The organism is Candidatus Arthromitus sp. SFB-rat-Yit (assembly GCF_000283555.1).
In the GTDB taxonomy this organism is placed as follows: Bacteria; Bacillota; Clostridia; order Clostridiales; family Clostridiaceae; genus Dwaynesavagella.
Map to the genome: position 1 here is coordinate 965,411 of NC_016012.1, position 13,725 is coordinate 979,135.

The following is a 13,725-nucleotide window of genomic DNA, read 5'->3' on the forward strand; positions in this document are numbered from 1 at the left end:
CTCCTATAAAATTGAACGGAATGGAACGTTAGGTTCATCTGTGAAACAATCTTCAAAACCTCTTCTATAATGATACTGACGCTTATCTTTATCATTTGGATAAATAAATTTTCCTCCAACATCCCAAATAAATGGTTTAAACTTATATTGAAGTACATCTTTCTTGTACTCATAAAGCATATTAACTTCTTGAGGATCAGCTTTAAAATTAGTCCAAACATCATAATGGAAAGGAATTACAACCTTGCATTGAAGTGCTTCAGCCATACGCAATACGTCAATTGATGTCATTTTATCTTGATTTCCAATAGGATTTTCCCCAAAAGATCCAAGAGCAACGTCTATTTCATAATCTTTCCCATGTTTTGCGTAATACACAGAATAATGTGAATCTCCACTATGGTATATACTTCCAGCATCAGTCTTTATTAAATAGTTAACAGCTTTTTCATCCATATCAGTTGGACAAACTCCTCTGATATCTTCATCAGCAGTAACCAAACAAGTTCTATCAAAACTATCTAAAACTACAATTTCAACCTCATTTATCTTAACTACATCACCAGGTTTAACTTCAACACATCTATCAGCAGGCACTCCATAAGAAAGCCACTTCTCTATACATTTTTTAGGTCCAATGAATGGAACTTTTTTCTCAACATTTTTCATAACTGCAGCTGCATAAAAAGGATCTATATGATCGTTATGGTAATGTGTGGATAAAACTGCATCAACATTTTTAACAGCAAATGGATCAAATACAATTGGAGCTGCCCTTAAATTAGGCTGAGTTGCTCTACCACCCGTCATATTTCTCATTTGATGATACTTATCCATTTCTTTAACTTTTTTACTTCTTTTACCATTTCCAAACCATAAATCGATTGAGATATTAGTATTTTGATGAGTTTTAACCCAAATACCTGTACACCCAATCCACCACATTGCAAATGTTCCTTTTTCTACAACTTCTTCATCTATCTCTTCATTAAGCCAAGTTCCCCACTCAGGAAATGCCCCAAGTATCCAAGACTCTCTAGTTATTTCATCTATCTTACTCAATTTAAACACCCCTAACATTTATTATATATATTTTAAATTTACTATAAGACATTGTCTAAATTCAATTGTTTTTAAGAACATTTTTATTTTTATATGATCATTTTTATTTAATCAATTGTTAATAATAATATAATAATATTTGACAAACCATAATTTTAAACAGTTATAATAAAATTAATCATAAGTGCAATGGTACAATTATTTATTTGATAAAGTGGTGAGTATTTTGAAAATATCCAAGAAAATAATCAATACTCGTAGAGGCAAAATACTAATGGAAATACAAACCTCCGACAAAGTATTCGTAAACACTCTTTCTAAAAAACTTAAAGTATCCCCTCTAACAATTAGACGTGATTTACAAGTACTTGAAGACAATGGTTTTATTGAGAGATTCTATGGAGGTGCAAAATTTAAAAACAAAAATTTATACATAAAAGAAAGGAAGGATTATATTGATTCAATCGCAAAAATAGCTTCAAATTATGTTGAGGATAATGATATTATTTTTGTAAACACTAGTAAAATAACTTTAAAAATGCTTGAATATATACACAATAAAAATGTAAATGTTATCACAAATAACGCAAACGCTATACTCATAAATAATCCAAACATATCAGTTATTTTAACTGGCGGTGATTTAAACACAAACAAAAAATCATTAACTGGTGAACTTGCAGTTAGAACATTGAATAATATTATTGCCACTAAATGCTTTCTTGGATGCAGTGGAATCACTACAAATGGATTTACCTCAATAATCCCACAAGAAGCCTGCGTAAATGAATGCATGATTAAAAGATGTATTGGAAATGTATTTATCTTAGCCGAAACTTCAAAAATCGGACGTGAATGTAACTTTTTAAGTGGTACGATAAATATGATAAATACTTTAATAACTGACTCTTCTCCATCCGATGAACTCATAAATATCCAAAAAAAGGGTATAAAAATAATTTATTCCCATTAAAAACACCAAAAAGAGTATTTGAAAAACAAATACTCTTTTAATTTATAATTTTATTTTTTCCATCTCTTAATTTTAGTTTTTCCATCTTTAGTGCTAGAAATTTTTTGTACAAAGCCCTTAACTTGATCAAAAATATCCATTGCTATCTTTTTGTTATTTTCATTTGTAACAACTGCTTTTGCTTTTCTAAAAATTTCTTTTACAGAAAATTTATCATATCCTATGGTATGAACAACATTTCTCTTTGGTTTTTTCTTAGATTTACTATCGATGATTTTCCTTAACTCAGATATATCAAATTTAAAATTCATAACTATACTTCTCCTCTATTTTTCAGAGTAATTATTTAAAATATTTTTTGCTTTTCTTATCTCATCTTCGTTCGTTACCCACAATTCATATTCACTTAACCCTTGTACACCCATACTCACATTGCTATTTCTAAATTTCATTCCACTATCCAAAACCTGTTTAGCTGACATATGAAACGCTTTAACTTTGGTTTTCAATAAAAATTCCTTCATCACATCTGTATTCATACCTGAACCTGCCATTATAGAAATTTTACCACTCGATTTTTCATTCAAATTATTTATTAAATCAATTCCATTTAAACAATTATTTTGTTGCCCAGAAGTCAAAATTGTATGAATTCCAAGATCTATTGATTGATTCAACACTTCAAATGGATCTCGACAAACATCAAAAGCTCTATGAAGTACGATATTTATATTCCCACTAACTTCCTTTATCTCTTTCATAAAATCATAATCAAGTTCCCCATTACTTTTTAATGCTCCTACAACAATTCCATCAGCTCCAGCATCACGAAATAGTTCGACCTCATATTTCATAATATTTTTTTCATAATTTGTATATAAAAAATCTCCAAATCTAGGTCTTAAAAGAACATGGATAGGTATATTAGATATCTTTCTAATTTCTTTAAACAAGAATATACTCGGACTCGTCCCCCCAATTATCAAATTCGCACAAAGCTCTAGTCTATCTGCACCGCCATTTATTGCATTTATAGCTGATTCAACACTATCAATACAACACTCCAAAATAAATTTATTTTTCATGTAAAAGCCCTCTCACAATTAAAGATATCATTAATAATAAGATACTTTAAAATGAGGATGTTTTAAAGTATAATTTAAATTAAAATTATATAATTTTGAGGTCACAATACATGAAATATATTTATATATTCTTAGGGGGTTTATTTTTTATAATTGGAGTAATTGGAATAGCTCTACCTTTAATACCAACAACTCCCCTATTTCTATTAACACTAGTTTGTTTTACAAAATCTTCTCCCAAACTTGAAAAAAAATTTATCGAATCTAAATTCTACAAAAAATATCTAGAAGACTTCATGAAAAATAAAAGACTTCCTCTAAAACGCAAAATATTTTTGTTATGTTTGGCTACAACCATGATGTCTTTTCCCTTAATAATACTTGATAACCTAATAATTAAACTTATAGTTATAATACTACTTGCATATCTTTATTACTATTTTTTATTCAAAATAAAAAATTATTGAGACCATAATTCTTTTAATGTATAATTAGGAATATAGTAAATTTAAGGAGGTTAATGATGTTAGATTTTAAAGTTAAAAGTATAATAAAAGACTGCGTTCCAGTATTAAGAGAACGTGGAGTTGAATTAACAGAAAATTTTTATGATTTAATGTTCACCAACAATCCAGAAGTTAGACCTCTTTTTGATGAAGATAGACAAAAAAGTGGTAAACAAGCTAAAGCCTTAGCTGCTTCGCTTCTTGCGGTTGCTCAAAATATCGATGACTTAGAAAAAATTCTTCCAACTGTTAAAAAAATTGGAGAATCTCATGTTAAAGCAAAAGTTTTACCTGAACACTACCCAATAGTTGGAAAAAATCTCTTATTAGCAATCAAAAAAACTTTAGGTGATGCTGCAACAGATGATGTTATTAATGCATTTTCTGAAGTTTACACATATATTTCTAAAATATTTATAGACGTAGAAAAGGAACTTTATAATAATCTTTAACATAGTAAAGAGGAACAATTAATTATTTTTATTAATTGTTCCTCTTATCATTTTTTAGACAATTAAAGTTGTATTGAATATCTTTTTGTTGTAAAATCCAAAATATAAATAAACAATTACCTAATTTTTTTTAAATATAAGGGGGATACACATAATGAATCAAAATAACAAAGAATTTATACAAGATCCTTGGGCAAGAGTAACTACAAGAAATGGTCTTGCTGGGGATGAGGTTATATCTTCACTACAAAAATGTATAAGACGTGGACTTGTTGAGGAAGCTTGTAAATTTGCTTACGAAATGTATATAACATCACCCCAAATGGAGGATAAACTTTGGAGAAGACTCATCACTATAACTGTTGAAGATATTGGTATGGGTGACGTTAATGCTCCAATACTAATAAACAACTTAAATGAAATGAGAAAAAATTATGCTTACGCTGATGGCGATAGACCAATATTTTTCATACACGCAATCAGATATCTATGTGAGTGCCAAAAAGATCGCTCAAGTGATTTACTTAAAAATATAATTATAAAGAATTTTGCTATGGGCTTTGTTCCTGAAATTCCAGATTTTGCTTTAGATAAGCACACTATAAGAGGAGCAAAAATGGGAAGAGATTCATTCCATTTCTTGAATGAAGCAAGTAAAGTAATTCCTCAACTCCCTATAAACAACGACTATAAAGAGCGTTACGAAGAAATATTAAAAAAATATAATCCTAATGATGTTTGCGATTCAGCATTTAAATATAATCCTTGGCAGGAATAATAAAACGAAAGGTTTAATGAGAAATGAAATCGAATTCAATATTTGAAAAACTAGATAAAACGTTATCACCAATAAGCACAAAAATAGCAAACCAACGTCATTTAAGAGCCGTTTCAACTGGTATGATGCTCACACTACCTCTAATTGTAATAGGCTCCCTTTTTCTAATAATAGCAAACCCACCAATAAATCCAGATATAATTGATCCAAATACAACAAATATATTTTTAAAATTTCTTCTTTCATGGAAATCGTTTGCAGTAGAAAATTATTCCTTAATCACTACTCCATATGATATGACAATGGGACTTTTAGGTGTTGCATCAGCATTTACAATTTCATATGCTTTAGCTAATGAATATAAGATGAAAAGCATAATGTCAGGGCTTATATCAATGTGTGTATATTTTATGGTATCTGCAACTGTAATTGAAGGAAATATATCGACGGCATTTTTAGGGTCTGACGGGTTATTTGTTGCAATAATCATTGGTCTTTTATCAGTAGAAATAACTAGATTAATAGAAAAAAAGGGGTTTCAAATTAAAATGCCAGACAGTGTTCCCCCTGCTGTAACATCGTTTATAAATTCAATGTTTCCACTACTTGCAAACATCCTAATCATATATGGAATAAACATAATAATAAAAGTTAACTTTAATATGTCAATTCCTCAAGCTATAATGTCTATATTGAATCCTGCTCTTTCTGTCGTAGATAATTTATGGGGATTTTTATTAATCATGACATTTGGAAATCTATTGTGGATTATAGGCGTTAATGGTACATCAATAATTTTCCCAATTGTATTTACTCTTGGGATAACTAACACTGGACTCAATGCTGATTTGCTTGCATCAGGTCAAACTCCAAATCTTTTAATGAACCTACAAATGTTTAGAATTACAGTTCTTGGTGGAGCTGGGAATACATTGGGACTTATAATTTTAATGATGTTTAGTAAATCTGTTCATTTAAAATCATTAGGTAAGCTATCGATTGTTCCAGGAATATGTGGAATCAATGAGCCTATAATTTTTGGTGCTCCAATTGTATTTAATACAATGCTCGTTATACCATTTTTATTAACTCCAATAGTTACAGTAAGCATGACATATTTTGCACAAAAAATTGGATTAATAGGTCTTGGATATTTAGTTGATCCATCATTTACTCCATTCTTTGCTCAAGCTTACTTATCATCACTTGATTTTAGAAATGTTATATTTTCATTCTTTTTAGTTCTCGTAAGTCTTGTTATATACTATCCGTTCTTCAAAGTTTATGAAAAAAATACACTAATCAAAGAAACTAAATAAAAACAATTAAAAGGCATATCAATCTTGATATGCCTTTTATCTTTTTAAATAATCTTGCAAATTTTTAGAGTATTTAAATCAAATATCGGGAATAATATTCATGTTTTATGTTCAATAATTTTTTTCACATTGTAAATTACAAGGAGTGAGATGAATGAAAGATATGGAAAACAACAATTTATTTCCAATTAGTTTGCTAATAGATCGAATAATTTCTAAATTTAATCCAACTAATTGCGAAAATTTATATATTATTTATTCGTTTATATTTGACGATAACGATCCTATATATTTAGAAGTTAAAGATGGTTTTTGTAAAATTTTAAATCATACTCCTTTACATATAAATACAACTATTAGAACAAGTCATAAAATTTGGCAAGAAATTTGTTTAAATAAAGCATCATTAAAAAATGCACTAAAAGAAAACCTAATTAAATGTGATGGTGAAATTAAAAATTACATATTGCTATGCAACCTACTTGAAAAAGATTTACCTAATGACATAAAAAATTCCAATGCATTCTCTATCTCAAAAACTTCATCTAATGAAAACACTTCAAAAAATAAAGAGTTAACCCAAAATCAAAACACCATAACTAAAATCGAAACACCTTCAAACATAATAACCATAACAGAACCTAATCTTCCAGAAATTGAGGTAGATGAATCTACTATTTCAGATAACAAGACATCCATACTAATCAATACCGTACCAAATGATAACATAAAAACAGAAGATAAGAATGCAAATAAAAAATCAATAAAACATCATAAAAAAAGGAAATTCAAGAAAAACATCTTTAGTAAAGATAAGAAACCTAAAAAGAATAAAACTCCCAAAATAAAATCAAACAACATAAAATATCTTTCAATAAGATCTCTATTAAATGTAATGGTAGCAAATTTTAACCACGCTCTTGCAAACGACCTAAACATAACATACAAATTTATATTTGAAAATCCAAAACCAATTTATCTTGTAATTAAAAATAAAACTGCAAAATTACGCTATCAATTAAATGACGAAATAAACACTACAATAATATCAAATTATAAAACTTGGTACAAAATAATTTTTAAAAATTTAAAAATCGAAACTGCACTATTGGACGAAAAAATTAAATGCATTGGGGAAACTAAAAATTTAGAGTTGTTAAACAAATTGTTTAAACATGTCGAAGAAAACAACGAACAAAAAATTACAACTTTAAAACTTAATCCCATAATTTGGTTTGTTTTAGCTATAATACCCTGGTTATTTTACTGGACACTTTTACACATTTGTCAACCACTATTCACTTCAACTTTCGCTGTTTTATACACTACAATTTTTATAACAATCATAAAACCTAGACATTTTAAAAAAATCACAAAACTTGAAGCGTTAACATTAATTATTTTTCCATTTTACAATCTATTTAATGTTTTAAATCCAATTGTATTTAACGATATTGTTTCATCATTTTTCCTCAACATAATATTAATTTTAACTCTTTTCATGAGTTCAGGATGCGAAAAATCAATTATGTCGGAATATTCCGAAATTTCTTATAATTCAGAAATTGCTAAAACAATTCTCTTCAAAAATATAAATAAAAATTTAACAATATTATGGTCAATTTTATTTACAATTAGATTCATTTTATCATTAGTTTTAGACACACCTTTGCACACTATATCTTATATATTTATCGGATTTGGGATATTCATTTCATGGATATATTTGAAATTAAACCTAAATATCAAAGGCTGAATATTTATATATTCAGCCTTTTGTTTACATTTAATTCATTTTTTTGATATTGACTTAACAATAAATTTTTTTTATACTATATTTATGCAATCAAGTTATTGCATAAAAAATATTACAAAATATCACATAGTAATAGTTTTTTAAGAGTTGGTATTTTATTTTATATAGAATTCATTTATAGTATGAATTCTTACATAGTAAATACTCTTTCTATACTTATATCTTTAATTTTAAATACTATAATTGGCATCTTAGTATTTGAGAATAAAAATATAAGTGTTCCTAATTAATACAATAGGTGATTTTAGCTTAGTATTTATTAATTTGAGTGTTAATTGTTTTGTAGCCTGATTAATATTCTTGCTTACGGTTTTACTAAGTTTCCCATTTACATATTTAAATAGGACAAGTTAGAGTGTAAGGCTTAATGCTTTATTCCTATTATTATAAATAAATTATTAACTCAAAACCGATTGTAGAATAAAAAGTCAATACAATCAAAACAACTGGGTATAGGTTTTAAAAATCTATACCCTACTCTATTTTTTAATCAGTAATCTTTTAAAATGCCTTTTAACTTTGCTAATATCTTTTTTTCAATACGAGAAACTTGAACTTGACTAATCCCAAGTACAGAAGCTACCTGTATTTGTGTCTTATCTTTAAAATATCTAAGCATTATAATTTGCCTACTTTTCTCATCAAGTTTACTTATCATTTCTTTCAATACAAGTCTGTTTAAAATAATAGAATCATCAGATGCCTTTTCTTCAATTTTATCAATCAAAAGAATCGGCGATCCATCATCTTGATGCACAGTATCATATAAATACTGTGTACTAGAACAAGAATCTATAGCTAAAATTATATCTTCAACACTCAACTTAGTGTATTCAGCCAATTCATAAACTGTTGGTTCTCTATTTAGCTCTTTTGTAAGCTCATCACGCTTAAACATTATTTTTCTCGATATCCCTTTTACATTTCTGCTAATTTTAACGATACCATCATCTCTTAAAAACCTTTTTATTTCACCCAAGATCATAGGAACAGCATACGTAGAGAATTTAACATTATACTCACTATTAAAATTTTTAATAGCTTTAATAAGTCCAAGTGCCCCGACTTGGTAAATATCATCGTAGTCGTATCCTCTACCCAAAAATTTCTTACTTAGTGATGCAACTAATGGTAAATTAACCTCCAAGAGCAAATCTTCAGCTTTTTTATCTCCATTTCTTACTCTCTTTAAAAGTTCATCATTTTCATAATGACGTAAAGCATTGCTGAAGACTGAATTTTCATATGCCATTATACACTCACCTTACTTTTTTATATACTTTACCATTTTAATATGAGTTCCCTTATCTCTGCTACTATCAACATATAATTCGTCCATAAAACTTTCCATCACTGAAAATCCCATGCCCGAACGTTCAAGATCAGGTCTTGATGTATATAGAGGCTCTCTTGCCTGATCAATATTATCAATTCCACATCCATAGTCTATAATACTTATTGTAACTTTATATTTGTCATTGTCATTATTGTCTTCTTCATTATCTTCAATACCAACATTAATAACTACATTAGTATTTTTATCTTCATTATAACCATGTATTATAGCGTTAGTAACAGCCTCTGACACTGCAGTTTTAACATCGCTAATCTCTTCAAGTGTTGGGTCAAGTTGAGCAATAAATGCAGCGACAGCAACCCTAGCAAAACTTTCATTGCTAGACCTACTGCTTAAAGTTAAACTCATACTATTTTGCATACAAATCCCCCTAAGCATTATTCATAACCTCTGTTAAATCACTATGTATTTTTACAATTTTATTAATACCCGACAATTCAATAACTTTTTTAATTGTTTGATTCAAATTAACTAAAAACACTTGTCCATTCTTAGCTGTTATCTTTTTATGTCTTCCAATTATTATTCCAATGCCTGAACTATCCATAAACGAAACATTTTTAAAATCAAAAACTAAATTTTTAGAAGTGGAAGTATCTATGTAGTAATCTATTTTTATCCTTATATATTCAGCTGAATGATGATCTAATTCTCCATTAAGATAAGCTACAATAGTATTATTTTGCTCTTCACAAAAAACTTCCAAAAAAAACATCCTTTCTAAAAAACGAATTTGGGATATCTTGAATATGTAAAAATTTTACAATATTATAATAATAAATTCAATATAAAAATGTAAATATTTTCTATATTCTTATAAAAATTCAATATACCAAAATTTTTATATGCTAAAATCTTATACTACTTTACTAATTGTATAATCTTGATATCATTATTTATCCTATAAACTAAATGATCACTATTTTTCATAACAAGACAAATATCTTCATCATCATAAAGTTTTTTGAAAAGCTTCAATTTATTTTCAACACTCAATAAAAATTTTTCATTTATTGTTTGTATTGGAACATCATTTTTATATGTAACAGAATCATTCATCTTATTTAATATAAAGCTCAAAACACTATCCAAATCTTCATTCAATAAATACAAATAAATCTCCATAATACATGAAAGATCTATCTCTTCTAAAAGATCTACAAGTTTTATATACAACTTAATATCAAAATTATTTTTAAATTTCATTCCAACTAATATTGAATCGATCTTGAATAAAATATTTTTAATATCTTTATTACTAAAAATTCCATCGCAAATATTTTTGATATGTTTAATATTAATTGGTTGACTTGTATAATGCACATTTAAATTTAATCTACTAACATAACCTTCTATAATTCCAAAAATATTTTTATTAAAATTATTAAAAATCTTATAGAAAACATTCCGAATTTCGTTTAATATAGTCGCCTGGTCAAATGAGTCTTCTAAATCATTCAATAATTTTATAACATTATAACCATCACCAAATAGGAAAAAATATCTTTCACTACAATATTTCATCTATTTTTTACTCCTCATTATTACAAAATTGTTAACTATTTATTACTATTTTAACACATTGTTAACTTTTCACACAATATATTAAAAACAAAAAAACCTCCATTAGGAGGTTAAATACCATTTAATATAAACTCTTTGATCAAACTTACATAATTCGTTAAACGCTCTTTTATTCTCTTGTCAAAAAAATTCTCTAGAAAGTTCATATTATCCATTGGTGTGTGAATTATTCTTCCAAACATTTCGGTCTGTGTACGTCCGTCATTTTCCCCAGCGTTCCAATTTGTCGATTCAAAATATAAAACAGGTATTCCGCTTTCAAAAAAAGGGTAATAATCGCTTTTGGTATTCGTAAAACTTACATCTTCCCCATCTCTTAAATTAACTTTTATATCTATCTCCATATTTTGAGCAATCTCCATAAGCTTCTCCAGAAATAAATTATCTGTTTCTTCAATTTTTTCATCTTTATAAACATTATAGACATACATATTATCTCCAGATACTAATGTATCCAAGTTAATCATGTATTTTATTCTTTCCTTCTCCGAATCACTCAATGACTCTACATAATTATAAGATCCGTGAAGTCCACGCCCCAATAAATTTATCTCTTCCGCTCCAAAAAATATAAATTTTAAATCATACGGGGTATTGATATCTCGAAAAATTTTGCAAAGTTCTAAGAGTATAGAAATTCCTGAACCATTGTCATCAAATGCATTTCCTTCGATACGTCCATCATAATGTGCTCCTAAAATTATAACTTTTGAAGAATCCATACCTTTTTTATTCACTTCGATATTTTCAGTTTCGTGTCCATCGACATCAAATTTATCTATATTGACCTTATAACCCAAATCTTTCAAAACATTTTTTATGTACTTTCTTGAATTTATTTCACTTTGTGTTAAGAACACTCTATTCCCTATCGATGAAAATTTTAATAAATGTTTGTATGCAATATCTCCATTTATAGCCATTACATTAAACGAATCAAAATTATAAATCAATATTAATAGAACTACAACTATATGAATATATTTCTTCAATGCAATATCACCCCTCATAATACTATTTTCTCAAAATTATTTCGTCATAATAAAATGTTTTAAATATGTTAACTGAATTTATTCCAAAAATTCTTCTATTATAAACATCAAATTTCTTACATTGAAACAATGGAATCACAGGCAAATCTTCTTTTAAAATTTCATAAGCTTCAATATAAAAATCCTTATTTGACTCTATATCAAAATTTCTATTGATATGCGTTAATATTTCATCTAATCTTTGATTCGAATAAAAAATATGATTATCCATCCCCGACGTGTGAAAACTTCTATACCAACTACTACCAGAAATAAACCCATCGCTTACTAAAAATAGATCATAATCATTTTTCTTCGAAATAAAATCAGAAATATTATAAATATCGAATTCTTCTTTAATCAATGAGATCCCAGCATTTTTCAAATCTAACTCTATTTTTGGATAAATATTCTGACATAGCTTATCATTTTTTTGGACAAGAATTTTAAATTGTAAGGCTTTTCCATCTTTTTCAAAAATATCGTACCTATTTTTAATCCATCCTTGCTCATTCAAAACCCTAACTGCTTCTATTTTGTTAAAAGTATTTTTCACATTATCCTTGTCATAAAAAAATTTATAAAAAATCCTATCAATCGGACTATCTATAACATTTAATTTTAAGTTTGATACACTTTCCGCAATTTTATTTTTATCTATAGCCAAATTAATGGCTTTCCTAACAGGAATCTCCTTTAACGATTCATTTGAATGATTAATTCCAATCGAAACATAGCCATATGAATCAAATATGTATCCATTTAAAAATTGAGCATTCGCTGTTTTTTCGATATTTTCATTATTGAATAAAACATCATACGCTATATCAATATCACCTGAAATTAAATTTCTTATGTAATTTTCCTCGTCAACTTTTTTAAAAGTTAATGTTTCAATATCTGTTTTACCTTTATAATAGTTTTCATTTGCTTTAAGAATTAAATAATTTTCATCCTCATAACCTAAAAATTTAAATACCCCATTTCCAAAAGGTCTCAAATTTCTTTCAAAAATTTCATTTGCCCTACCCTGATAATAATATTGACCATAATACAAATAAGAAAGAGGATAAATATTTAAAAGTCCTATCGTTTGAACGCTTGGATTTTCCACAGTAACTCTAAAATTATACTCATCTATAATTTCAATACCTTCAATAAAATCCACCGATCCACTGTTATACTCCCTCCAATTTTTAATATCCAAAGTTTCTCGATCAAAACTTCCTCTATAATTTGAATCCATCAAAAATTTATATGTAAAATCAACATCCTTCGTAGTGAGCTTCGTTCCATCTTCCCAAACTAAATCTTCTCTAAGCGAAAAAAAATAAGTCTTTCTATCCTCTGATACTGTTGGAAGTTGTTTCAAAATGTTTGGAAAAAACTCACCATCAAGCCCTGTTTTCATTAAAGGTTCCCAAATAGCATCAATCACCTGATAATCATAATTAGATTCAATTAAATAAGGATTAAAATTAAACTTGTTTAAATACTTTATCCCAACATTCAATATATCTTGCTTTACGATAGCATTATTATTTGAAGAATTAAAATTGCTAGCACTTATGTATAATGTATCTTTATCAAATTTTCCCGATCCTTTATATATGTTATCAACTTGTATTTTATTTCCTGTTTCTCCCTTATTAGATTTGCATGATGAAATGAAACAAAAAATCATAAATATACTCAAAATTAAATTAATTTGTCTTATAAATTTCCTCATTTATAAATGCCTCCACAATTTGTATTAAATATA

15 protein-coding genes are annotated in these 13,725 nt (G+C 27.3%); 6 read left to right on the forward strand and 9 right to left on the reverse strand.

Going from position 1 to position 13,725, the window contains the following annotated elements; translation table 11 throughout:
• Positions 1 to 3 precede the first annotated feature (3 nt).
• Positions 4 to 1,062: an L-ascorbate 6-phosphate lactonase gene (gene ulaG / locus RATSFB_RS04600; protein ID WP_044035556.1), complete on the reverse strand. Its 1,059-nt coding sequence runs from the start codon at positions 1,060 to 1,062 to the stop codon at positions 4 to 6.
• A 217-nt stretch (positions 1,063 to 1,279) separates the two neighbouring features.
• Here ulaG and RATSFB_RS04605 point away from each other — a divergent pair, with 217 nt between their 5' ends.
• Positions 1,280 to 2,035 carry a DeoR/GlpR family DNA-binding transcription regulator gene (locus RATSFB_RS04605; RefSeq protein WP_371136983.1) on the forward strand — a complete coding sequence of 252 codons (756 nt, stop codon included), beginning with the start codon at positions 1,280 to 1,282 and terminating at the stop codon, positions 2,033 to 2,035.
• 50 nt (positions 2,036 to 2,085) lie between these two features.
• Here RATSFB_RS04605 and RATSFB_RS04610 read toward each other — a convergent pair whose 3' ends face one another.
• Both RATSFB_RS04610 and RATSFB_RS04615 read right to left on the reverse strand, forming a co-directional pair.
• Positions 2,086 to 2,346 carry a hypothetical protein gene (locus RATSFB_RS04610; RefSeq protein WP_044035558.1) on the reverse strand — a complete coding sequence of 87 codons (261 nt, stop codon included), beginning with the start codon at positions 2,344 to 2,346 and terminating at the stop codon, positions 2,086 to 2,088.
• Positions 2,347 to 2,361: 15 nt separating this feature from the next.
• Complete coding sequence (locus tag RATSFB_RS04615; protein ID WP_014094883.1) at positions 2,362 to 3,120, reverse strand: copper homeostasis protein CutC; 759 nt, start codon at positions 3,118 to 3,120, stop codon at positions 2,362 to 2,364.
• A gap of 110 nt (positions 3,121 to 3,230) precedes the next feature.
• Between RATSFB_RS04615 and RATSFB_RS04620 the strand changes: the two genes are divergently transcribed.
• The 5 genes from RATSFB_RS04620 to RATSFB_RS04640 all read left to right on the forward strand — a co-directional run bounded on the left by RATSFB_RS04620 (position 3,231) and on the right by RATSFB_RS04640 (position 7,931).
• Positions 3,231 to 3,587, forward strand: coding sequence for a YbaN family protein (locus RATSFB_RS04620; protein ID WP_044035559.1), 357 nt, complete (start codon positions 3,231 to 3,233; stop codon positions 3,585 to 3,587).
• Positions 3,588 to 3,643: 56 nt separating this feature from the next.
• On the forward strand, positions 3,644 to 4,078 hold the full coding sequence (locus tag RATSFB_RS04625) for a globin domain-containing protein (protein WP_014094884.1): 435 nt from the start codon (positions 3,644 to 3,646) through the stop codon (positions 4,076 to 4,078).
• Positions 4,079 to 4,232: 154 nt separating this feature from the next.
• Positions 4,233 to 4,856, forward strand: coding sequence for a hypothetical protein (locus tag RATSFB_RS04630; RefSeq protein WP_014094885.1), 624 nt, complete (start codon positions 4,233 to 4,235; stop codon positions 4,854 to 4,856).
• A gap of 23 nt (positions 4,857 to 4,879) precedes the next feature.
• Positions 4,880 to 6,175 carry a PTS sugar transporter subunit IIC gene (locus RATSFB_RS04635; RefSeq protein ID WP_014094886.1) on the forward strand — a complete coding sequence of 432 codons (1,296 nt, stop codon included), beginning with the start codon at positions 4,880 to 4,882 and terminating at the stop codon, positions 6,173 to 6,175.
• A 154-nt stretch (positions 6,176 to 6,329) separates the two neighbouring features.
• Positions 6,330 to 7,931, forward strand: coding sequence for an alkyl sulfatase C-terminal domain-containing protein (locus RATSFB_RS04640; RefSeq protein WP_014094887.1), 1,602 nt, complete (start codon positions 6,330 to 6,332; stop codon positions 7,929 to 7,931).
• 550 nt (positions 7,932 to 8,481) lie between these two features.
• Here RATSFB_RS04640 and sigF read toward each other — a convergent pair.
• From sigF to RATSFB_RS04670, 6 genes are all read right to left on the reverse strand, one after another.
• Positions 8,482 to 9,243 (reverse strand): RNA polymerase sporulation sigma factor SigF, encoded by a 762-nt coding sequence (gene sigF, locus RATSFB_RS04645; protein WP_014094888.1) that lies wholly within the window; start codon positions 9,241 to 9,243, stop codon positions 8,482 to 8,484.
• Between the two features lie 12 nt (positions 9,244 to 9,255).
• Positions 9,256 to 9,708 (reverse strand): anti-sigma F factor, encoded by a 453-nt coding sequence (spoIIAB, locus tag RATSFB_RS04650; RefSeq protein ID WP_014094889.1) that lies wholly within the window; start codon positions 9,706 to 9,708, stop codon positions 9,256 to 9,258.
• 10 nt (positions 9,709 to 9,718) lie between these two features.
• Positions 9,719 to 10,063, reverse strand: coding sequence for an anti-sigma F factor antagonist (gene spoIIAA, locus RATSFB_RS04655; protein WP_044035560.1), 345 nt, complete (start codon positions 10,061 to 10,063; stop codon positions 9,719 to 9,721).
• A gap of 146 nt (positions 10,064 to 10,209) precedes the next feature.
• Positions 10,210 to 10,872 carry a hypothetical protein gene (locus RATSFB_RS04660; RefSeq protein ID WP_014094891.1) on the reverse strand — a complete coding sequence of 221 codons (663 nt, stop codon included), beginning with the start codon at positions 10,870 to 10,872 and terminating at the stop codon, positions 10,210 to 10,212.
• Positions 10,873 to 10,982: 110 nt separating this feature from the next.
• A complete protein-coding gene (locus tag RATSFB_RS04665) occupies positions 10,983 to 11,924 on the reverse strand; it encodes a M28 family metallopeptidase (protein ID WP_044035656.1) in 942 nt (313 codons plus the stop codon).
• Between the two features lie 22 nt (positions 11,925 to 11,946).
• Entirely contained in the window at positions 11,947 to 13,692 is a 1,746-nt protein-coding gene (locus RATSFB_RS04670; RefSeq protein ID WP_014094893.1) for an ABC transporter substrate-binding protein, read from the reverse strand.
• Positions 13,693 to 13,725: the final 33 nt, after the last annotated feature.

What these genes read in the sequence shown, in the direction of transcription:
- RATSFB_RS04610 (WP_044035558.1), bottom strand. Translation starts at nt 2,346, where the DNA reads ATGAATTTTAAATTTGATATATCTGAGTTAAGGAAAATCATCGATAGT.
- RATSFB_RS04615 (WP_014094883.1), bottom strand. Translation starts at nt 3,120, where the DNA reads ATGAAAAATAAATTTATTTTGGAGTGTTGTATTGATAGTGTTGAATCA.
- RATSFB_RS04620 (WP_044035559.1), top strand. Translation starts at nt 3,231, where the DNA reads ATGAAATATATTTATATATTCTTAGGGGGTTTATTTTTTATAATTGGA.
- RATSFB_RS04625 (WP_014094884.1), top strand. Translation starts at nt 3,644, where the DNA reads ATGTTAGATTTTAAAGTTAAAAGTATAATAAAAGACTGCGTTCCAGTA.
- RATSFB_RS04630 (WP_014094885.1), top strand. Translation starts at nt 4,233, where the DNA reads ATGAATCAAAATAACAAAGAATTTATACAAGATCCTTGGGCAAGAGTA.
- RATSFB_RS04635 (WP_014094886.1), top strand. Translation starts at nt 4,880, where the DNA reads ATGAAATCGAATTCAATATTTGAAAAACTAGATAAAACGTTATCACCA.
- RATSFB_RS04640 (WP_014094887.1), top strand. Translation starts at nt 6,330, where the DNA reads ATGAAAGATATGGAAAACAACAATTTATTTCCAATTAGTTTGCTAATA.
- sigF (WP_014094888.1), bottom strand. Translation starts at nt 9,243, where the DNA reads ATGGCATATGAAAATTCAGTCTTCAGCAATGCTTTACGTCATTATGAA.
- spoIIAB (WP_014094889.1), bottom strand. Translation starts at nt 9,708, where the DNA reads ATGCAAAATAGTATGAGTTTAACTTTAAGCAGTAGGTCTAGCAATGAA.
- spoIIAA (WP_044035560.1), bottom strand. Translation starts at nt 10,063, where the DNA reads ATGTTTTTTTTGGAAGTTTTTTGTGAAGAGCAAAATAATACTATTGTA.
- RATSFB_RS04660 (WP_014094891.1), bottom strand. Translation starts at nt 10,872, where the DNA reads ATGAAATATTGTAGTGAAAGATATTTTTTCCTATTTGGTGATGGTTAT.
- RATSFB_RS04670 (WP_014094893.1), bottom strand. Translation starts at nt 13,692, where the DNA reads ATGAGGAAATTTATAAGACAAATTAATTTAATTTTGAGTATATTTATG.